This is a genomic window from Staphylococcus lugdunensis (assembly GCF_001558775.1).
Taxonomy (GTDB): Bacteria; Bacillota; Bacilli; order Staphylococcales; family Staphylococcaceae; genus Staphylococcus; species Staphylococcus lugdunensis.
Genome location: NZ_CP014022.1, coordinates 808,755 through 830,046 on the forward strand (window position 1 = coordinate 808,755; position 21,292 = coordinate 830,046).

Below are 21,292 nucleotides of genomic sequence, written 5' to 3' on the forward strand. Positions count from 1 at the left end.
AAACATTGTAGCAAATAAACGCCTACAATACCTTATTGAAAGACTAAAAACCGATATGCAGCACTATTACCACATATCGGTTCAACAAACTTTAATAAACCATTACCTATTATAGGCGTGCTTCTAAATCAGCTTTTTTATCTTCATAACCTGGTTTACCTAATAATGCAAACATGTTTTGTTTGTATGCTTCAACTCCAGGTTGATTGAATGGATTAACGCCTAGTTGATAACCGCTCATTGCGCAGGCTAATTCGAAGAAATATACTAAATAGCCAAATGTTTCTTCATCTAATCTTGGTACATTAACGACAATGTTTGGAACACCGCCATCTGTATGTGCTAATAGCGTACCTTCAAATGCTTTAGTATTGACTTCGTCCATTGTTTTGCCTGCTAAATAGTTTAAACCGTCTAAATCCTCGCTATCTTCTTCAATCGTGATATCTTGTTTAGGATGATTTACTTTAACTACAGTTTCAAATAAGAAACGACGTCCTTCTTGGACATATTGTCCTAAAGAGTGTAAATCAGTTGTATAGTTAGCACTTGATGGATAAATACCTTTGAAATCTTTACCTTCTGATTCACCAAATAATTGTTTCCACCACTCGTTGAAATATTGCATAGACGGCTCATAGTTAATTAACATTTCAGTTGTGTAGCCTTTATTATAAAGAACGTTACGAATCGTTGCGTATTGATATGCAATATTATCGTCTAAATTATCAGATGATAACTCTTTACGTGCTTTATTTGCACCTATCATCATTGCTTCAACATTAATTCCAGCTGCTGCAATAGGCAATAGACCTACGGCAGTTAGTACAGAGTATCGTCCGCCAACATCGTCAGGAACAACAAATGTTTCATAGCCCTCATTATCAGCAAGTTGTTTCAACGCACCCTTTGCTTTATCAGTAGTAGCAAAAATACGTGTTTGTGCTTCTTTTTTACCATACCGTTGTTCAACTAATTGCTTAAATAATCTAAATGCAACTGCAGGCTCAGTAGTCGTACCTGATTTAGAAATTACGTTAACAGAAAAATCTTTATCAGCTAAATAATCGAGTAATTCTTGAGTGTATGTGGATGATAAATGATTTCCAACAAAAACGATTTCAGGATATTCTGTATTATTACGGAATGATGAGGTTAGCATTTCAATTGCAGCACGTGCACCTAAATAAGATCCTCCAATTCCAATTACAACAAGCACATCAGAATTAGCTTTAATGCGTTTTGCCGCTTCAACAATTCTAGAGAATTCTTCTTTATCATAATTTTCTGGTAAATCAAGCCAACCTAAGAAATCATGACCCGCACCTGTTCCCTCATGAATTGTACGATGAATTGATTTTACAATTTCTTGTTGTTGTTCTAGTTCATGTTTTTCAAAAAATTCTAACGTTTTACTATAATCTAATTGAATATGCGTCATTTAAAAAGCCTCCTGTGGGGTAGATTACTTTAATTTTACTAACTTTGTATACCTTATTCAAATTTCAAGTCCTTAGAACTAAATTTGAGCTATTTAAAAAATGATAATGATATCAAATTAAAGTAAAATCTACCATTACTTTTTTATGCATTTTTCATATTTTTTAAAAATTACAAAAAAGCTTTAAATGTGAATATATAAGGCTAATAAAGAAAAATGATAAAGTTATAAAATGTATAATTATGTAATAAAACGGTTTTATTTTCATTACCTTTCTGTTATGATAAAGTCATAATGATAATTATGAAAACAATTTGAGGTGACTATATAATGAAAGATAAAATCGTGTTAGCTTATTCTGGTGGATTAGACACTAGCGTAGCAGTTAAATGGCTTATAGATAAAGGATATGATGTTGTAGCTTGTTGTTTAGATGTCGGTGAAGGAAAAGATTTAGATACTGTACACTCTAAAGCTTTAGAAATGGGCGCAATTGAATGCCATATTATCAATGCTACGAAAGAGTTTAGTGATGACTATGTAAGCTATGCTATTAAAGGTAATTTGATGTATGAAAATAGTTATCCTCTCGTATCAGCATTATCACGACCACTCATTGCTAAAAAATTGGTAGAAATTGCTGAACAAACACAGTCAATTGGTATTGCACATGGCTGTACAGGTAAAGGAAACGATCAAGTACGTTTTGAAGTAGCGATCAAAGCTTTGAACCCTAAATTAAAAACATTTGCACCCGTGCGAGAATGGGCTTGGAGCCGTGAAGAAGAAATTGATTATGCATTGAAACACAATATTCCTGTATCTATCAATCATGATTCTCCTTATTCAATTGATCAAAATTTATGGGGCAGAGCAAATGAATGCGGTATTTTAGAAGATCCTTATGCAACGCCTCCAGAAGATGCATTTGATTTAACAACACCTATTGAAGAGACACCAGATACTGCTGATGAAATTATCCTATCATTTAAAAAAGGTATTCCAGTTAAATTGAACGATAAAGCCTATGATTTAGATGAGCTAATCTTAACTTTGAATGACCTAGCTGGGAAACATGGCATCGGTCGTATCGACCATGTAGAAAATAGACTTGTAGGTATTAAATCGAGAGAGATTTATGAAACGCCTGGTGCTGAAGTCATTTTAAAAGCACACAAAGCGCTTGAAACCATTACGCTAACAAAAGATGTGGCACATTTCAAACCAATCATTGAAAAACAATTCGCAGAGCAAACATACAACGGGTTATGGTTCTCACCTTTGACAGACAGCTTAAAAACATTCATTGATTCAACACAGCAACATGTTGAAGGAGATGTCAGAATTAAATTATTTAAAGGTAATGCCATCGTTAATGGCAGACAATCACCTTACACGCTTTATGATGAAAAATTAGCAACCTATACTAAAGAGGACGCATTCAATCAAGAAGCTGCTGTTGGCTTCATTGATATCTTTGGCTTACCAACACAAGTCAACGCCATGTTACATGGAGGCTATAGCAATGAGCAATAAAGCATGGGGTGGACGCTTCCAACAGCAACCCGAGGAATGGGTAGATGATTTTAATGCGTCCATCGATTTTGACCAAACCTTAATTGATCAAGACATTGCAGGAAGTATTGCACATGCCACAATGTTAGCAAATCAAGGTATCATCTCAACACAAGACAAAGCGGATATTATAGACGGGCTAAAAGCAATACAAGCTGATTTTCATCAGCATAAATTAACATTTAAACATTCATTGGAAGATATTCATTTAAATATTGAACATGAATTAATTGAGCGCATAGGTGCAGCAGGTGGTCGACTGCACACTGGTCGTAGTCGCAATGACCAAGTTGCAACGGATATGCATTTATATACAAAACAACAAGTTTTAGATATAACAACGTTAATTAAATCTTTCCAACAGACCATCGTTGAGCTTGCCAATCAACACGTTGATACGATAATGCCTGGATACACGCATTTACAACGTGCTCAACCTATATCTTTCGCACATCATATTATGACATATTTTTGGATGCTTGAACGTGATAAAGGACGCTTTACTGATAGCTTAAAACGTACAGATATCTCACCATTAGGTGCAACAGCCTTAAGCGGTACAACATATCCAATTGATAGACATGAAACGAAGGACTTACTCGGATTTGCTAGCGTTTATGAAAATAGTTTAGATGCCGTTAGTGACCGTGATTATATTGTAGAAACATTGCACAATATTTCATTAACAATGGTTCATTTATCACGCTTTGCCGAAGAAATTATTTTTTGGTCAACAGATGAAGCAAAGTTCATTACACTTGCGGATGCATTTTCAACTGGTTCCTCTATCATGCCACAGAAAAAGAATCCCGATATGGCTGAACTTATCCGTGGCAAAGTGGGACGTACAACAGGTCACTTGATGAGTATGCTTGTAACACTTAAAGGGTTACCACTAGCATACAATAAAGACATGCAAGAAGATAAAGAAGGATTATTTGATGCTTTGCATACGATCAAAGGTTCATTAAGAATATTTGAAGGTATGATTGCAACTATGACTGTTAATTCAGAACGCTTAGCACAAACAGTTACACAAGATTTTTCAAATGCAACAGAGTTAGCTGACTATTTAGTTACTAAAAACGTCCCATTTAGAACTGCACATGAAATCGTTGGAAAAATAGTATTTGAATGTATACAACAAGGTATTTACCTCCTAGATGTCTCACTAGAACGCTACCAGGCTTATGACGCACGCATTGAAGCAGATATCTATGACTACCTCAAACCAGCAAATTGCTTACAACGTCGCCAAAGCTATGGTTCTACGGGACCTGATGCAGTTAAACATCAACTTAAAGTAGCGCAAGCATTACTCGATGAATCATAAATCATTCATTAAAAATTGATTTCATTTTATAATGATTTCTTTTGGTTCTATAATAAATCGGACTGGTGAGATAAAACACTAGTTCGATTTTTAAATTTTGAATAGAAAAATAGTGCAATTACCTCTATAATAATTAGCCTATTGGTTATTCGACCTACTTGCAGATAATCACTAATTTAAGCTGTAACATAAATATGCATTTACCATAAAACTGCCTAAGACTTATCATCTTTTGGTGTGATTGTATAAGTAATTGCTATCGTTACCAGTATGATGATATGACTGATTATTCCTAAAAAAATGGCATAACCAGATGCATAGAACGGTTTAAAATACCCTGATGTTTCATACAAATTCATAAAAACATGCGTACAAATGAAAGATATTACTATACCTATTGTTCTAATCATAAATGTTGAGACATAGCTCTTAAAGCTTTTAATAAACATTCCGAGAGCAATAGATATTATAACTAGCGGAATATATCCCCACATCACTTTATAATGATAATCTATAATTAAACCAAAATAATCTATTGGAAGAATGGATAGTAAGTAGATGGATAATTTAAATTTATTCACTGGTATGGTTCTCCTTTAACATGTGATGATTTCAAATAAAGTATTATTAATTATCTTTACGTAATATATTATATCTGCTAAGTTTTAAAATTTTATGAAGAATCGACATGCGTTTGTATTTAAACTTTGTTATTTACAGTAATATTTTATTGTGATAACTATGCTATTAATTTCTAATCATTTTTATAAAAAAACTTTCGCTAAGTTCACATTAAATCAATTTAGCGAAAGTGTTAGGTATCCTTCTCACAACAAGTCTTATTACAATAACGCATGAGATATACATTCTTATAATATTAACTAAAATATAGCAGCAGCGCATTAATATCAATATACATAAAATGTTTGCCCATTTTAAATAAGTATAGTAAAACAATAATCAGTAAAACAACAAACATTGCCGATTTGTATTTTTTCTTTTCCTGCTTCTCTTCTTTTTCATTAGTTTTATCCCTATTTAAATATTCCAGTAATTCTGCTTCTATTTCTTTATCTATTTTTGATTTCTTGTCTTCATAATTTTTACTGTGTTTTTCAGGAACTTTATTGTCATTCTTTTGATTATCCTTTCGAGTCATATCTTATACTCCTTTTTACCTACAAAACTTACGCCTTAAATACTTTCTGATATTGCACGTACCCTGACACATAATGTTCTATATCATCAATTCTTACACGATAACCATGATGTTTAATAAAGAAACTATTTAAAATGCGACCTGGCTTTTTAAAATACATCGCAATTTCAGGATAAAAGAAACCCGTGCGTTCATAATCTGCCCTTGTATGGATCGTATCAATAAATTTATCTTCGTCTAACCATTTTGCAACCAAATCATCATATCCCGAAGCTTTAGCCTTTTCAACTAAATGATATGTGGCCATCAGCATTTCTAAAAACGTAGGGTATGTTGTTTCCCTCTGTTTAATATAATCCAAGTGAGAACTAACGTTTTGAATTCCAAAACGGTAATACTTTTCTTCCGATGAAATTTGAACTAACTCATTTGTGCAATAGCCTAACCAATGGTCATGATATTTCCAATAATCATTAGCAATAAAATACTCAAATAATATTTTTACCGTTTTTAACCATTGCGGCTGCTGATCGATTTGATATAACCGTAATAGCGCAAGTGCTGCTTCTCCATCATAATATACAATACGATATTTTTCTTTTACAGTTAAATCTGGATAATTTAAAATATGTACCGTTTCGCCTGTCGTCTGATTAATCATTTTTAACATACCTTGAGCAACTTGCTGCGCTACATTTAAATAACGTTTATTAAATTGTCCATATTTTAAATATTCACATACAGCAAAAATAAATGACGCATTTTGACCTAATTTAATTTCATTGATATCATTCGTACCATCAAAAACAAACATTGCTCCTGAGTTATCTTTGCATAAACAATAATCAATAATATAGTCAATTGCTTTCTCTGTTGATGTAATATCTTTCTGTTGATATGCTAAACCTTCAATTAATGCATACGTTGAGGAAGCGTGTCTAAGTACGTTATAAAAATTAATCGTTTTATCAAAATGTGGAAAATAACCATAAATATAGCGTCCATTCGGCATTAGCATATTTTGTAAAAAGTCAGAACTCTTATCTATTAACTTATCAATTTCTGTATGTAAATTATTAACTATACGTAAGTTTTTTTGATATCCTCTTCCATGTAATTGATAAATACCTTCACCATCATATATAAACCCTTGTGTATAAAACTTCGTTACATTTTTATCTTTGTAAAATTCATAGCTAAAACCTTTTTTATGTGTCGTATATTTTTTAAGATAATTATTAATATTTTCTTCGGATAAAAATAAAGTGTTCGTACCTTTTTTAGGTCTAACAAATGCATTGGCATTAATTTCTTCTGGTAAAAAAGTTAAATTCCAATAATTATCCATTGCAATACCAAAATCAATATAATTTCTACGAGTAGTTATCAATTCTTCAGCTACATTATCAAAACGAATGGTTTGTGTATCAGTAACGATATCCAATTTTATCCATTGCGGATAACTACCTGCTTGTTTCTTAAATTTTTGGCATCGCTTCATAACATCACGTTCAAGATTACGCTTATTTTTTAATAATTTGACTTGCGCTTTAATATTGGGTTTGCCCAAACTCACAAATATTTTATCAAATTCAGGATAGAAATTGTTGACTTGATCAACTAAGTCTTGAATTTTACTTTCTATATTCATAGGCTTTCTCCTTTAATAATAGGTTAACTTTACTTTACAAATATTTTATTTTTTCTGCAAATTTTCAATCAATTATAAAAAAGGACGGACAGACGCCCGACCTTTCTGTAAAATATAATTAATTTTCTTTACGATTTTTATGACGTTTGCCGAATAATAATAAGGTAAGCAATGATATCAAACCAAAATTAATTTATAATTCGAACACCATCGTAGGGCTACATCTTATCACCCTAAAATGATAACGAGCTGTATATTATCTAATACATAAGAGAAAAGACAATTTCTATCAAATAATTTTAATAGAAATTGTCTTTTTTACATTGTTTAAGAACTTAATGTCCCAGACCCTAAAAATTATTATTGTATTTTATGCCCAACCACGATAACGAGCAGCTTCAGCAGTACGCTTAATGCCGACAATATATGCTGCTAATCTCATATCAATTCTTCTATTTTGAGATAATTCATATATTGTATCAAAGGCTTCAACTAATTTTTCACGTAATTTTTCATTAACTTCTTCTTCTGACCAATAGTAGCCTTGGTTATTTTGCACCCATTCAAAGTATGATACCGTTACGCCACCAGCGCTTGCAAGCACATCTGGTACTAGTAAAATACCTCTTTCTGTTAGAATACGTGTTGCTTCAGGTGTCGTTGGTCCATTAGCTGCCTCAACAACAATATCAGCTTTAATATCATGTGCGTTATCTTCAGTAATTTGATTTGAGATTGCTGCTGGAACTAAAATATCACAATCTATTTCAAATAGCTCTTTATTCGAAATCGTATCTTCAAATAAATTTGTTACAGTACCGAAACTATCTCGACGATCTAATAAGTAATCAATATCTAGTCCATTAGGATCGTGTAATGCGCCATATGCATCAGATATACCTACAATTTTAGCACCCATATCGTATAGGAATTTTGCTAAAAAGCTACCTGCGTTTCCAAAGCCTTGAATCACTACTTTAGATCCTTCGATTTGACGTCCTCTTCGTTTAGCTGCTTGTTCAATAGCTATAACAACACCCAAGGCAGTAGAACGATCACGACCTTGTGAACCGCCTAAGACAATTGGTTTTCCTGTAATGAAACCAGGTGAATTGAATTTATCTAATGCGCTATATTCGTCCATCATCCATGCCATAATTTGTGAATTTGTAAATACATCAGGTGCTGGAATATCTTTAGTCGGTCCCACAAATTGTGAAATTGCTCTTACATAGCCACGAGATAATCTTTCAACTTCATGAATACTCATCTCACGTGGATCACACACAATACCACCTTTACCACCGCCGTATGGTAAGTTGACAATGCCACATTTTAAGGTCATCCACATAGATAAAGCTTTTACTTCCTCTTCATCTACTTCAGGATGAAATCTTACGCCACCTTTTGTTGGCCCAACTGCATCATTATGTTGTGCACGATAACCAGTAAATGTTTTTACAGTTCCGTCGTCCATTCTTACTGGAATACGCACTTCTAAAAATCTTAATGGTTCTTTAATTAAATCGTACATACCATCATCAAAACCTAATTTATGTAATGCCTCTTTAATAATACTTTGTGTAGAAGTTACTAAATTATTAGTCTCAGTCATGATCCTCTTCGCCTCTTTTTAACTAATGATTTCGCTTTCATAAACATTGTAACAATATGTCTTATGTTTTTAAAGGGGTTTCATACTAAATGTTACAATTTTTTGAACAGCCTTTAGTACTACCATTACAGTATGCCTAGCAATTTGTATAAACATCATATCAAAACTTTATATCCCAATGTTTGATTGCCGAATTAAACATTGTGTCACAATAATTTAATCAATTTTACTTCATACAAATAAATCAAAACAACTCCTTTATATAAATAAAAGAGTTGTTTTGTAAGCCCTTACATTTATAATGCCACAACCCACCAACAAAATACAAGCCCAATTTAAGACGACACTCCAATAAAAAGGAGCAGAACATAATTCATTATGAATTCGTAGTCCGCCCCGGTAAGGTTGACTAGGATTGAATAAAGCTGAGTATAAGCGTATTTTCAATCCAGTCAACTACTGCCAATATTTGGTTCAGAATATAATAGAGACATGTACTGTGTGTTTCTTTTAGTCCCGCTAGCTCGTGTTAATGACCTCTAATTCTCATCTGTTCTTGGTAGTGGATAAAAGCCATTATTAAATTTTTTCCACAAGTTCGGTGGTAATTCATAATGATCTTGTCGTGTTGAATCAAATGTAGAAATAATATCTTGCTCTTTGCCTTTTTCGATTTTTGAAATAAATTGATAATCGAGTGCAAGTTCACGTCCTAAAGCCACTAATTCGATATCTGCTGTTTCAACTGCATCTAATGCTTGGTCAGCCGTGAATATAGAGCCTATTCCAATCAATGGCATGCGACCATCTATCCATCTATGGATCAGTGGTAAGCGTTCTTGACCAGCGTATTTACCTTCTCGTGTTTCACCATGTACATGCATTGTTGATATATGAATGTAATCAATAGGTTGTTCTGCCAAAAGTTCAACCAATTGCTGAGTGATTTCCATTGTAATTCCTGGCGATTCTTGTTCTTCTGGTGATAAACGATATCCAACAATAAAGTCATCACTTGCATATTTTTGCTTTGCTTGAAGTACTTCTTGAACGACAGCTAGTGGAAATTTCATTGAATCTGCCCATTCATCATTGCGTCTATTATAGTATGGAGAAACAAATTGATGAATAAGATAATGGTTAGCTCCGTGAATCTCAACGCCATCAAATCCCGCTTCAATCACACGACGTGTTGCTTCACCAAAATCTTTAATCGTTTGTTCAATTTCTTCTGGTGTTATCTCTCGCGCGTGATGTTCTTGCTGCTCTCCAAAACTTTTCATTGAAATTGGACTAGGAGCTACAACATCACCATTAGGAGTCAAGTTTGGCAATGACTGTGCACCACCGTGATGTATTTGAACTAACGCCTTTGCGCCGTGTTTTTTCATCACTTTTGCTAAACGCTTTAAACCATCGATATCGGAATCATGTGCGACTGAAGGTTGACCTGGAAACGCTTTACCAAGATCATTAACATTACTTGCTGCATTAATCGCTAGACCAACATCTTTAGAACGCGTTTCACTAAATGTTATTTCACTTTCAGAAATTGTACCATCATCATTTGAAGTATTGTGTGTCATAGGTGCCAAAACAAATCGATTTTTTAGTTCAACACCGTTCGGTAGTTTAACTTTCTCAAATAACTTCGCATATTTTTTATTCATTGCAAATTTTCCTCCTTAATTTTGCACAAACTATAGCATGTGAACAACTTTAGTTCTAATTATTTGCTTGTTAATACATGTTGACATCCACTTTTTTTCTTCCCGAAAAACTAAATATCAATCATTTGTGAATTTTTATATAAAAAAACTAACGTTCCTTTTAATCAGCAACGTTAGTTTGACGTGTTCACAGTCATTCAATTGTTATGCATCGCACGTTTTGACTGTTTAATCCAGACCGGTAGGCGTTCTTCAAGCGTTTGAAACCCATACTTTTCTGTCTCTTTTATTTCATCCAAAACGGATTGTTTTTCTTTTTTACGTTCATAGTTTTTAAAGTAATCATTATCTTTAAGGGACAAATTAAGCTTTCCTTCATCATCAATTGATAAAATTTTAGCTTTAACTACCTGTCCCTCTGACAGAAATTTCTTTAAATTGTGGACATAGTCATCCATGATCTCTGAAATATGAATAAGTCCTTCAGTATGGTCAGGGGTCTCAACAAATGCGCCATAAGGTTGAATACCAGTCACACGTACCTTAATATGTTGACCTGCTCTATAGTGATTATTCAACGTGATAACCCCTTATATCTATTTTACTTAACATAATAATAATAGCACAAAACGATAATGTGGACTAATAATATTGTTAGGAACAGAGAAATCATGTAGTTTATAGACTAATTAAAAACCATGCAACTGATAACAATCAATCTACATGGTTTTAATCCTTGTTAAATCATATATTCTATTTATAAAAGTAGTGCTTGGGCTACCTATTAAATCCCAAGCAGCCAACAACTCATACAGCTAAATATTTAAATCCTTGTTGGTCGTGATTATATCGCGTTCTTAGTTCTTATTCTGCTACATCGATACCTTCAATAACAACATCATGTACAGGTTTATCTTGAGGACCTACTTTAGTATTAGCGATATCTTCTAATGTAGTGTCTCCTTCAATGAGTTGTCCGAAAACCGTATGCTTTTGATCCAACCATGGTGTACCGCCATTTTCTTTATAAGCTTGAGCGATTTCTTCAGGCCAGCCACCATCAACAAGTTGACTAATCATTGATTCTGGAATGTCTTTCATTTGTACAACAAAAAATTGTGACCCATTTGTATTTGGACCAGCATTGGCCATTGACAAAGCGCCATATAAGTTAAATGCTTCTAATGAAAATTCATCTTCAAAAGCACTTCCATATATGCTTTCTCCACCCATACCAGTTGCTGTAGGGTCACCACCTTGAATCATAAAGTCATTAATCACACGGTGGAATGTAACACCATCATAATAGCCATTTTTCGCATGTGTCACAAAATTTTCAACTGTTTTTGGAGCAATATCTGGGAATAATTTAAACGTCATGTCACCTTTATTTGTATGCATGATTACTTTAATTTCATTATCTTGTATTTCTTTATTTAACTGTGGATAGTTAGCCATTTCAATTCTCCATTCATGTTATGATGATATACATATATACTAACATATTTGAAAGGAAGTCATATAACATGTTACATCGATTTTCACATAAAACTGGGACTTATGGCGTCTCCATTGTAGAACAGCATGGTGATGAGGTTCTTGTTCAAATTGAGCAAGTGATTAAACATCCAAAACAAGGTGATTTACATCATCCCAAAGCTACAGAAGGCGTATTCTTTCATGAGCGTAAAGCGCTAAGCCACTTTGAAAAGCGTTATGCTAAGCAATCACAATTACGGGAATTTAATGTTGAACGTATGTCTTATGAAACATCATTGCAACAAGCACTCTCCGCATTAGAAGATTCACTTAAAGAACAAAATGATGATTATGCACAGCGCGCATTAGAAAATTTGTCACGCATAAAAGAGGATTATACCCTTCAATATAAACAAAATTTTTACTAAAAAAACGTGTTTCTTCTTATTTAAAAGTCTCGATAAATGTAAGCATAGTAGTGATTGTCACGTTTTTCAGAACAATATGATTCATGTATAATGAATAACATAAACAAATTTTTAAAGGAGGACAATATAATGAGTTGGTTACATATTGCGGTTATATTACCGTTAATATTTGCACTCATTATTCCAATCCTATATCGATTCGTACCACGTATCCATTTAGGATGGTTTGTATTACCTGTCCCTATCGTCTTATTTATTTATTTTTTAACCTACATACCAATTACGACGTCAGGTAATACGATAATGAGAACTTTAAACTGGATGCCTCATATCGGAATGAACTTTGACCTTTATATAGATGGCTTAGGTTTATTGTTTAGCTTATTAATTACAGGGATTGGTAGTTTAGTCGTACTTTATTCGATTGGATACTTAAGTAAGCAAGAACAACTTGGAAACTTTTACTGTTATTTATTATTATTTATGGGTGCGATGTTAGGTGTTGTCATCTCAGATAATATGATTATGTTGTACTTATTCTGGGAGCTAACGTCTTTTTCCAGTTTCTTACTGATTTCCTTTTGGAGAACACGTCAAGCTTCCATTTATGGTGCACAAAAGTCACTAATCATTACAGTATTAGGCGGCTTATCTTTACTCGGTGGTTTTATTCTATTAGGTATTGCTGGAAATAGTTTTAGTATTAAGCAATTATTTGAAAATACCATTGAAATTCAAAATAGCCCAATATTTAATCTTGCGATGGTTTTAGTTTTAATTGGAGCTTTCACCAAATCTGCACAGGTACCTTTTTATATTTGGTTACCAGATGCTATGGAGGCGCCAACACCAGTAAGTGCTTACTTACATTCTGCAACCATGGTTAAAGCAGGATTATATCTAGTGGCACGTATGACACCATTGTTTGCTGTATCTCAAGGTTGGATTTGGACCGTGACACTTGTCGGTCTAATCACTCTATTTGGGGCTTCTTTAAATGCAACTAAACAAACTGATTTAAAGGGTATTCTTGCATTTTCAACCGTCTCTCAGTTAGGCATGATTATGTCAATGCTGGGTATTGGCGCAGTAAGCTATCATTTCGAAGGCGCTGATAGCCAGCTCTATATTGCAGCTTATACTGCAGCAATGTTCCATTTAATTAATCATGCGACATTTAAAGGTGCCTTATTTATGGTGACAGGAGCGATTGATCACGAAACTGGTACGCGTGATATCAATAAGCTAGGTGGTTTATTGACTATCATGCCGATGACCTTTACGCTTACGATTATTTCAGCATTAAGTATGGCAGGCATTCCACCGTTTAATGGTTTCTTGTCAAAAGAATCATTTATAGATGCTATGCTTTCGGTAACACATGCAAATATTTTTAGCTTAAACACATTAGGTATGATTTTCCCAATCATGGCTATTGCTGGAAGTATCTTTACCTTTGTCTACGCTATTAAATTTGTCATGCACATCTTTTTTGGCAAACATCGTCCAGATCGTTTGCCAAAACAAGCACATGAAGCACCAATTCTCATGTTAGTGTCACCTACTATTTTAGCGATCCTAGTGATTGCCCTTGGTTTATTCCCTGGATGGACATCACAAGCACTTGTTGCACCTGCAGCACAAGCAATCAGTCAGTCATCAAATGTAGTAGCAGAATTTGAACTATTTCACGGTCTGACCCTAGCTTTCATCTCTACGTTAGTGATTTATGCTTTAGGAATTGTCTTTATTTTAACGTTTACTTACTGGGTTAAACTATTGCAAGCTCACCCTCAACGGCTAACGTTCAATTATTGGTATAATCGTTCGGGCATGCTTTTACCTAACTATTCTAAGGCAATGACAAGTAGTTATGTAGATGGTTTCTCACGTAATCATTTAGTTATTATCTTCAGTGCTTTATTAGTCATCACTATTGCTACACTGTCAAGTGTGCCTTTCCACTTTGACTTTAAAGACGTAAATCGTATTAGAATCTTTGAAGCAGCTATTATTGTATTGCTTGTTGTTGCTGCGTTTATGGTCGTCTTAGCTAAGTCTAGACTCTTTAGTATTATCATGTTGAGTGTCATTGGCTATGCCGTATCGGTACTATTTGTCTTCTTTAAAGCACCTGATTTAGCTTTAACTCAATTTGTTGTTGAGTCAATCTCAACTGCATTATTTTTACTATGTTTCTATTATTTGCCTAACTTAAACCGTTATAACGAGACGCGATCATTTAAAGTAACGAATGCTTTGATATCTGCTGGCGTAGGACTTGTTGTTATCATTTTAGGTTTGATTGCCTATGGTAATCGCCATTTCACTTCAATAGCTGAGTACTATAAAGCGCATGTGTATGATCTGGCTCATGGTAAAAACATGGTCAACGTCATCCTCGTCGATTTCCGTGGTATGGACACTTTATTTGAATCATCTGTACTTGGTATTGCAGGTTTAGGCGTATATACAATGATTAAATTAAAAAACAAGCATAAAGCCAATTCAAGTGAGGTGAAGCGTTATGAACAGACAGAAAAATAATTTAATGTTACAGTATGCTGCTGTCATTATCGCTTTGTTAATTTCACTTTTTGCTGTCACATTATTTTTAGCAGGTCATTATACACCTGGTGGTGGCTTTGTCGGTGGTTTATTAATCTCAAGCGCTTTAGTAATTATCACCATTGCTTTTGATATCAAAACAATGCGTCGTATCTTCCCTTGGGATTTTAAAATTTTGATTGGTATAGGTCTTGTCTTTTGTGTAACAACACCTATTGCAAGTTGGTTATATGGCGAAAATTTCTTTACACATACTGAATTTAATGTTCCCTTACCATTGCTTGCACCTATGCATATGAATACACCTATGTTCTTTGACTTTGGTGTGTTATGTGCCGTAGTTGGTACCGTAATGACGATTATTATAACGATTGGAGAGAATGACTAATGGAAATTATCATGATTATTGTTTGTGGCATATTAACTGCCATCAGTGTCTATCTCATCTTATCTAAAAGTCTTATTCGCATTATTATGGGAACAACAATTATCACACATGCCTCAAATCTCTTTTTAATCACAATGGGTGGTTTAAAAAATGGTGAAATGCCTATTTATGAAAAAGGTATCTCTCATTATGTTGACCCTATACCACATGCCTTAATTTTAACTGCGATTGTCATCGCCTTTGCAACAACAGCCTTTTTCTTAGTACTTGCATTTCGCAGTTATAAAGAATTAGGCACTGATAATGTCGAACGTATGAAAGGAGCTCCTGAAGATGCTAGAAAGTAATTTATTAGTGGTAGCCATTATCGTGCCGATGATTACAGCGATTATACTAGTATTCTTAGGTAAGCGTCCTGTTATCAAACGTTATGTGGCTCTTATTGGATGTGTGTTAACGTTAGTAGCTGCGATTGTTAACTTTAATCATGTGGCACAACATGGTCCAATTAAAGTTGAACTCGGCTCATGGTCGGCACCATATGGCATTGTTTTTACTTTAGATTTATTTAGTGCCATGTTAATCATTACCAGCATTGTAATTACAATGCTAATTATTTCATTTTCAATTCCTACATCTGGCATACATAGAGAAACGTATTATTATTACTTCTCTATTATGTTTATGTTGACTGGTATTATAGGCGCATTTACTACCGGAGATATTTTTAACTTATTTGTCTTTTTCGAAGTATTTTTAATGTCTTCTTATTGCTTACTCGTGCTCGGTAGTACGCAAGTTCAATTGAGAGAAACGGTTAAATATTTACTCATTAACGTTGTATCTTCTACATTTTTCGTTATCGCAGTAGCAATTCTTTATTCTATTGTGGGAACGTTAAATATGGCAGATATCAGTCAAAAACTAGCACAACTATCAAACACTGAAAGCGGATTAGTTAGCATTGTCTTTATTTTATTCTTCTTTGTTTTTGCAACAAAGGCTGGTGCCTTTCCAATGTATGTATGGTTACCTGGTTCATATTATGCACCTCCATTTGCTATTATTGCTTTTTTTGGTGCATTGTTAACTAAAGTCGGCGTATACGCGATTGCTAGAACTTTGAGTTTATTTTTCCAAGATACCGTTGGCTTCTCACACTATCTTGTCTTATTCTTTGCATTACTAACAATTATATTTGGCTGTGTAGGTGCGATTGCATTTAATGATACGAAAAAGATCATTATTTACAATATTATGATTGCTATAGGCGTGATTCTGGTGGGTGTTGCCTTAATGACACAAACTGGTATGATGGGCGCAATATATTACACTTTACATGATATGTTGGTCAAAACTGCCCTGTTTTTATTAATTGGAGTAATGTATCAAATCACTAAAACTACAGATTTAAATCAATTTGGTGGTTTAATAAAGTCTTATCCTGTTTTAGGATGGACATTCTTTATAGCCGCACTTAGTCTAGCGGGTATACCACCATTAAGTGGTTTTTATGGTAAGTTATTAATTGTAAAGTCTACATTTGAAGAAGGTTTCTATATCAGTGGTATCGTTGTATTACTATCAAGTTTAGTCGTATTATATTCCGTTATGCGTATTTTCTTAAAAGGATTCTTCGGTGAGGCATATGGCTATAACATAGCATCAAATCAACAAATTACCACGATTACAATCATTTCAATTGTTGCTGTTACCATTACAGTTGTTTTTGGATTATCGGCAGAGGTACTTTATCCTTATGTTAAGGAAGCTGCAATGACTTATACAGATCCTAGTATTTATATTAAAAGTGTATTGGGGGTAAATGATGATTGCATTTCAATTTATTGTTAATTTGATTCTTTCTGTTATCTGGCTTTTATTAACTGGTAGCTATACCCTCAATAATTTCGTCCTTGGATTAATTCTTGGTTCCCTATTCGTATTTTTATTTTCAAAAGTATTACCGCAACATTTTTATTTATATCGCGTATATAAAATTATAAAATTAGCCGTAGTCTTTTTGATTGAATTAATTAAAGCAAATATTGATGTATTAAAGATCATTTTACGGCCTAAAATCAATAATCATCCTGGATTCTTTGTATATAACACAGACTTAAAAACAGATTGGCAAATCGTCTTATTATCTAACCTTATTACGTTGACACCAGGAACTGTCGTCCTTGGTATTAGTGACGACCGCACTAAAATCTATATTCATGCCATTGACTTTAGTACTAAAGAAGAAGAAGTCGCTAGTATTAAATCATCATTGGAAAAAGTAGTTAGAGAGGTGGGGAACGAATGATTCATGTCATTATGATGATTGCTTTAATCATTGTTGCGTTATCAATGATTGCAATGTTTATTAGGGTCATTTTAGGCCCCTCTCTCGCTGATAGAATTGTTGCACTAGATGCGATTGGCCTGCAATTAATGGCCTGCATCGCACTTTACAGTATTTTTATGGGGGCAGAGTATTTATTAGTAGCAATTTTACTCGTTGCCATACTTGCATTTTTAGGTACAGCTGTATTTAGTAAATTTATTGATAAAGGTAAGGTGATTGACCGTGATAACGACGATCATCAATAGTATCGCTGTAATATTTGTTATTTTAGGTGCATTGATAAGTGCGTTTGCAGCCATTGGCATTATTCGTCTCGAAGATGTCTACTCACGCGCACATGCTGCGGGTAAAGCAGCAACACTTGGTGCCATGTTCTTACTATTTGGTACGTTTTTATATTTTTACGCCACGAAAGGTTATCCAAATATGCAACTACTATTAGGTATTATCTTTGTCTTTATAACTGGTCCCCTTTCAAGTCATATGATTATGAAGGCAGCTTATAATATTAAAACGCCATACACTAAGAACACTAAAATAGATGAAATTAACGATGATTTAAAAGATAAAAAATTATAACGTTAGGGAGCGGAACTACGAATTCATAATGAATTCTGTTCCGTTCCCTTCTTTGTTGCATTTATTGTGTTAAACATGCTATTATAAATCGTAACTATTACGTTTTATAATAGAAAGTAGTGATTATATGCATTGGACAATTATTGGTGGCGGTCTTCAAGGAACCACAATTGCTATTAAGTTAAGACATCATGGCTTACCACTTGAAAATTTAACGATTATTGACCCATATACTTCATTATGTGAACAGTTTAATCAATTTAGCCAGCGTATTCGCATGCCTTTTTTAAGGTCCCCGTTTGTACACCATTGTCATCCAAATCCATTTCATTTAAAACAATTTGCGAAATACCATCAGTATACGGGCGCGACTTATGGTAAATATAAACGTCCTCAACGTGACATGTTTATGGATCATACACATCAACAAATTCATGATTACAATCTTAATATGTGCCATCGCCAAGGCAAGGTTAGTCACATACGTAAACAGCAATCACAATGGCAGCTTGAACTACAAGATGGCACACTTTTTAATACAGATTGTGTGGTATTAGCCAATGGTTGCAATCATCAGCCGTACATTCCTGACATCTTTCAACAACAACCAGATATCACACATATTTTTCAAACTAATATCGACGAAACAATTTATCAGCATACCGCTCATGTTGTCGGTAGTGGTATTTCTGCTGCACATTTAACATTAAAATTAATTGATTTACAGCCAAATAATACGATTCATTTATGGATGAATAAGCAATTTGAAATACATGATTTTGACGCTGATCCTGGATGGCTCGGTCCTAAAAATATGAACCGGTTCTTACAAATTGAATCATCACAAAAACGTATGGCTATCATAAACCAAGAACGACATAAGGGTTCATTACCACATGAATTATATTTACGCCTTAAAAAATATGTATCTGAAGGTCGACTTATCATCCATCAGTCACCTATCAAACACATATCGGATCATCATTGTTATACGGAACAGGAGCAGCATCCATATAACCATATTTTATTAGCTACTGGTTTTAAGCCTACTTTGCTTCAACAGCCTATGGTTAAAAACTTGATTCAACAAGAACAAGCACCTATAACCATGAGTGGATTCCCTCAAATAACTTCAGAATTAGAGTGGTTACCACAATTATTTGTTGCTGGTGGATTAGCAGATTTAGAATTAGGCCCATTCGCTAGAAACATTATGGGTGGGCGTGATGCCGCAGAACGCATATATCAGGCATATCAACGTCTAACTCAAAAACCCTATAAAAGAGGAAGCGCATAATAACGCTTCCTCTTTTATAGGGGAAATTTTGTTACTTTAGTGACTTGATTGCGATTGTACCACGCATAACACTAATAAGTTGTGCTTTGTCATCTGTAATTTTAATATCCCAAACTTGTGTTGTACTACCTTGGTGCAATATTGTAGCCGTGGCATAGACATAACCATCACGTGTAGATTTAATATGATTGGCATTCATCTCTAAACCAAGTGGAATGAATTTTTGGTTATCAATTAAATTAGCCGCACCAAGTGAACAGGCTGTTTCACCAAGTGCTAGACTTGCGCCTCCATGTAAATATCCAAAAGGTTGTTTCACTTTATCACTCACTGGCATAGACAATACAACCTTGCCCTCTTGTTCGGACTCAATCTTCATATCCAATGTTTCTAATAAATTAGTCATATGAGACACTCCGTTTTTGTTTTATAATACCATAGCTGCAATTGTTCCAAAAATAATGAGCGGCACATTATAAAAGATAAAGTTTGGAATACAGGTATCTCGTATATGATCGTGCTGTCCATCAATATCTAATCCTGCTGTAGGCCCCAGTGTTGAATCACTCGCAGGTGAACCCGAATCACCTAATGCAGCAGCGGTACCTACTAAAGCAATTAATGCCATCGTATCCAATCCAAGAGAAGCACCTAATGGAATAAATAACGTAGCAATGATTGGAATTGTTGCAAACGATGAACCAATACCTAATGTGACAATTAAGCCAATGACATACATGATGATGATGCTTAATAACTTATGTCCACTTGTCACTTGTGTTAAGTTACTTACCAAGTGTTGGATATCTCCAGTTTCATTCATCACACCCGCAAAGCCATTCGCTGACAAGATAACTACACCTATAAATGACATAATTTTAATACCTTCAACAAATTGACTATCTAACTCTGTCCATTTATAAACACGAGAAATGAAGAATACAAGCACCCCTGCAAGCGCACCAAAAATCATTGAATCTGTAAATGTTTGAACTAAAAATGTTGCTAAAATAGCTACAACAGTTACACCTAAGACATATGGTTTAATTTCAGTATTGCCTGCTTCGTTATCTGTATATGATTCACGCTTATAATCTCTGGGTTTACGATAGTAAATCATACCTAGTATCAAGCCAGCAATATAGCCCATTGAAGGTATTAACATCGCTTTCCAAATCATATTAAATTCAATAGGATGATGTGCTTTTGAAAATCCGCTTTGAATAATTTGGTGGAAGATTTGACCAAAACCATAAGGTAATAATACGTATGGCCAACATAATCCAAAGCCAATGACTAAACCAATCAAACGTCGATCTATGCGCAAGTCATTAAATAAACTTAATAATGGTGGTATCACAATTGGAATAAAAGCGATATGAACTGGAATTAAGTTCTGGCTCATAATACTCATCGCTAAAAGTGCCACTATAATAATGACTTTAACCTTAATTCTTGACAATCGACTATTCTCTGAGTGGATTGCACGTATAATCTTATTAACTAAATAATCGGTAATACCACTATAAGAAATTAAAGCAGCAAAACCACCTAATAAAGCATAACTCAAAGCGACCTCTGCACCATCTACAATATTTTTAGCGAAGACCGCCACCACTTTATTTAAAGTCATACCTGAAATCAATCCACCAACAAGTGCACTAATAAAAAGACTAATGACTACATTAAGTCGACATAAACATAAAACAATCATTAGCACTACTGCAATAACAACTGCATTAATCATAAAAAACAC

21 protein-coding genes are annotated in these 21,292 nt (G+C 34.1%); 11 read left to right on the top strand and 10 right to left on the bottom strand.

Annotated features, from left to right (window positions below):
* Positions 1–109 precede the first annotated feature (109 nt).
* Positions 110–1,441, bottom strand: coding sequence for a glucose-6-phosphate isomerase (locus AL499_RS03815; protein ID WP_002493127.1), 1,332 nt, complete (start codon positions 1,439–1,441; stop codon positions 110–112).
* A 330-nt stretch (positions 1,442–1,771) separates the two neighbouring features.
* Between AL499_RS03815 and AL499_RS03820 the strand changes: the two genes are divergently transcribed.
* The gene (locus tag AL499_RS03820; protein WP_002459540.1) at positions 1,772–2,977 is read left to right on the top strand and encodes an argininosuccinate synthase; all 1,206 of its coding nucleotides are present in this window, start codon (positions 1,772–1,774) and stop codon (positions 2,975–2,977) included.
* A complete protein-coding gene (gene argH, locus AL499_RS03825) occupies positions 2,967–4,349 on the top strand; it encodes an argininosuccinate lyase (RefSeq protein WP_002493138.1) in 1,383 nt (460 codons plus the stop codon). The genes AL499_RS03820 and argH overlap by 11 nt, the downstream gene beginning before the upstream one ends.
* Before the next feature lie 215 nt (positions 4,350–4,564).
* On the opposite strand, the gene AL499_RS03830 is transcribed toward argH, so the two are convergent.
* From AL499_RS03830 to AL499_RS03860, 7 genes are all read right to left on the bottom strand, one after another.
* Positions 4,565–4,930 carry a hypothetical protein gene (locus tag AL499_RS03830; protein WP_002478440.1) on the bottom strand — a complete coding sequence of 122 codons (366 nt, stop codon included), beginning with the start codon at positions 4,928–4,930 and terminating at the stop codon, positions 4,565–4,567.
* Positions 4,931–5,226: 296 nt separating this feature from the next.
* The gene (locus AL499_RS03835) at positions 5,227–5,508 is read right to left on the bottom strand and encodes a hypothetical protein (protein WP_002493130.1); all 282 of its coding nucleotides are present in this window, start codon (positions 5,506–5,508) and stop codon (positions 5,227–5,229) included.
* Positions 5,509–5,536: 28 nt separating this feature from the next.
* On the bottom strand, positions 5,537–7,159 hold the full coding sequence (locus tag AL499_RS03840; protein ID WP_002493115.1) for a hypothetical protein: 1,623 nt from the start codon (positions 7,157–7,159) through the stop codon (positions 5,537–5,539).
* Between the two features lie 370 nt (positions 7,160–7,529).
* Complete coding sequence (locus AL499_RS03845; protein ID WP_002459545.1) at positions 7,530–8,774, bottom strand: Glu/Leu/Phe/Val family dehydrogenase; 1,245 nt, start codon at positions 8,772–8,774, stop codon at positions 7,530–7,532.
* A 539-nt stretch (positions 8,775–9,313) separates the two neighbouring features.
* Positions 9,314–10,444, bottom strand: coding sequence for an NADH-dependent flavin oxidoreductase (locus AL499_RS03850; RefSeq protein ID WP_002478443.1), 1,131 nt, complete (start codon positions 10,442–10,444; stop codon positions 9,314–9,316).
* Between the two features lie 197 nt (positions 10,445–10,641).
* The gene (ygs, locus tag AL499_RS03855; protein WP_002459547.1) at positions 10,642–11,022 is read right to left on the bottom strand and encodes a S1 domain-containing post-transcriptional regulator Ygs; all 381 of its coding nucleotides are present in this window, start codon (positions 11,020–11,022) and stop codon (positions 10,642–10,644) included.
* A gap of 286 nt (positions 11,023–11,308) precedes the next feature.
* Entirely contained in the window at positions 11,309–11,902 is a 594-nt protein-coding gene (locus AL499_RS03860) for a peptidylprolyl isomerase (protein WP_002459548.1), read from the bottom strand.
* 68 nt (positions 11,903–11,970) lie between these two features.
* On the opposite strand from AL499_RS03860, the gene kapB reads away from it, so the two are divergent.
* From kapB to AL499_RS03905, 9 genes are all read left to right on the top strand, one after another.
* On the top strand, positions 11,971–12,351 hold the full coding sequence (gene kapB / locus AL499_RS03865; protein WP_002493132.1) for a sporulation phosphorelay system protein KapB: 381 nt from the start codon (positions 11,971–11,973) through the stop codon (positions 12,349–12,351).
* 129 nt (positions 12,352–12,480) lie between these two features.
* Positions 12,481–14,898 (top strand): Na+/H+ antiporter subunit A, encoded by a 2,418-nt coding sequence (locus tag AL499_RS03870; RefSeq protein ID WP_002493131.1) that lies wholly within the window; start codon positions 12,481–12,483, stop codon positions 14,896–14,898.
* Positions 14,879–15,307, top strand: a complete 429-nt coding sequence (locus AL499_RS03875) for a Na(+)/H(+) antiporter subunit B (protein ID WP_002459551.1) — start codon at positions 14,879–14,881, stop codon at positions 15,305–15,307. The genes AL499_RS03870 and AL499_RS03875 overlap by 20 nt, the downstream gene beginning before the upstream one ends.
* The gene (gene mnhC1, locus AL499_RS03880) at positions 15,307–15,654 is read left to right on the top strand and encodes a Na+/H+ antiporter Mnh1 subunit C (protein WP_002459552.1); all 348 of its coding nucleotides are present in this window, start codon (positions 15,307–15,309) and stop codon (positions 15,652–15,654) included. Before AL499_RS03875 ends, mnhC1 begins: the two co-directional genes overlap by 1 nt.
* Entirely contained in the window at positions 15,641–17,161 is a 1,521-nt protein-coding gene (locus AL499_RS03885; RefSeq protein ID WP_062248871.1) for a Na+/H+ antiporter subunit D, read from the top strand. Before mnhC1 ends, AL499_RS03885 begins: the two co-directional genes overlap by 14 nt.
* Positions 17,139–17,618 carry a Na+/H+ antiporter subunit E gene (locus tag AL499_RS03890; protein ID WP_037540876.1) on the top strand — a complete coding sequence of 160 codons (480 nt, stop codon included), beginning with the start codon at positions 17,139–17,141 and terminating at the stop codon, positions 17,616–17,618. The genes AL499_RS03885 and AL499_RS03890 overlap by 23 nt, the downstream gene beginning before the upstream one ends.
* Entirely contained in the window at positions 17,615–17,905 is a 291-nt protein-coding gene (locus AL499_RS03895; RefSeq protein ID WP_002478450.1) for a Na(+)/H(+) antiporter subunit F1, read from the top strand. Before AL499_RS03890 ends, AL499_RS03895 begins: the two co-directional genes overlap by 4 nt.
* Positions 17,883–18,239: a Na+/H+ antiporter Mnh1 subunit G gene (gene mnhG1 / locus AL499_RS03900; protein ID WP_002478451.1), complete on the top strand. Its 357-nt coding sequence runs from the start codon at positions 17,883–17,885 to the stop codon at positions 18,237–18,239. Before AL499_RS03895 ends, mnhG1 begins: the two co-directional genes overlap by 23 nt.
* A gap of 127 nt (positions 18,240–18,366) precedes the next feature.
* A complete protein-coding gene (locus AL499_RS03905; protein ID WP_002493111.1) occupies positions 18,367–19,536 on the top strand; it encodes an NAD(P)-binding domain-containing protein in 1,170 nt (389 codons plus the stop codon).
* A gap of 31 nt (positions 19,537–19,567) precedes the next feature.
* On the opposite strand, the gene AL499_RS03910 is transcribed toward AL499_RS03905, so the two are convergent.
* Positions 19,568–19,942: a PaaI family thioesterase gene (locus AL499_RS03910; protein WP_002491929.1), complete on the bottom strand. Its 375-nt coding sequence runs from the start codon at positions 19,940–19,942 to the stop codon at positions 19,568–19,570.
* A 21-nt stretch (positions 19,943–19,963) separates the two neighbouring features.
* Complete coding sequence (locus AL499_RS03915; protein WP_002478453.1) at positions 19,964–21,283, bottom strand: Na+/H+ antiporter family protein; 1,320 nt, start codon at positions 21,281–21,283, stop codon at positions 19,964–19,966.
* Positions 21,284–21,292: the final 9 nt, after the last annotated feature.

Coding starts and splice junctions, on each gene's coding strand:
- AL499_RS03895 (WP_002478450.1), top strand. CDS start 17,615: ATGATTCATGTCATTATGATGATTGCTTTAATCATTGTTGCGTTATCA.
- argH (WP_002493138.1), top strand. CDS start 2,967: ATGAGCAATAAAGCATGGGGTGGACGCTTCCAACAGCAACCCGAGGAA.
- AL499_RS03915 (WP_002478453.1), bottom strand. CDS start 21,283: ATGATTAATGCAGTTGTTATTGCAGTAGTGCTAATGATTGTTTTATGT.
- AL499_RS03905 (WP_002493111.1), top strand. CDS start 18,367: ATGCATTGGACAATTATTGGTGGCGGTCTTCAAGGAACCACAATTGCT.
- AL499_RS03845 (WP_002459545.1), bottom strand. CDS start 8,774: ATGACTGAGACTAATAATTTAGTAACTTCTACACAAAGTATTATTAAA.
- AL499_RS03820 (WP_002459540.1), top strand. CDS start 1,772: ATGAAAGATAAAATCGTGTTAGCTTATTCTGGTGGATTAGACACTAGC.
- AL499_RS03885 (WP_062248871.1), top strand. CDS start 15,641: ATGCTAGAAAGTAATTTATTAGTGGTAGCCATTATCGTGCCGATGATT.
- AL499_RS03860 (WP_002459548.1), bottom strand. CDS start 11,902: ATGGCTAACTATCCACAGTTAAATAAAGAAATACAAGATAATGAAATT.
- AL499_RS03870 (WP_002493131.1), top strand. CDS start 12,481: ATGAGTTGGTTACATATTGCGGTTATATTACCGTTAATATTTGCACTC.
- AL499_RS03910 (WP_002491929.1), bottom strand. CDS start 19,942: ATGACTAATTTATTAGAAACATTGGATATGAAGATTGAGTCCGAACAA.
- AL499_RS03875 (WP_002459551.1), top strand. CDS start 14,879: ATGAACAGACAGAAAAATAATTTAATGTTACAGTATGCTGCTGTCATT.
- AL499_RS03850 (WP_002478443.1), bottom strand. CDS start 10,444: ATGAATAAAAAATATGCGAAGTTATTTGAGAAAGTTAAACTACCGAAC.
- AL499_RS03835 (WP_002493130.1), bottom strand. CDS start 5,508: ATGACTCGAAAGGATAATCAAAAGAATGACAATAAAGTTCCTGAAAAA.
- AL499_RS03815 (WP_002493127.1), bottom strand. CDS start 1,441: ATGACGCATATTCAATTAGATTATAGTAAAACGTTAGAATTTTTTGAA.
- AL499_RS03840 (WP_002493115.1), bottom strand. CDS start 7,159: ATGAATATAGAAAGTAAAATTCAAGACTTAGTTGATCAAGTCAACAAT.
- mnhC1 (WP_002459552.1), top strand. CDS start 15,307: ATGGAAATTATCATGATTATTGTTTGTGGCATATTAACTGCCATCAGT.
- kapB (WP_002493132.1), top strand. CDS start 11,971: ATGTTACATCGATTTTCACATAAAACTGGGACTTATGGCGTCTCCATT.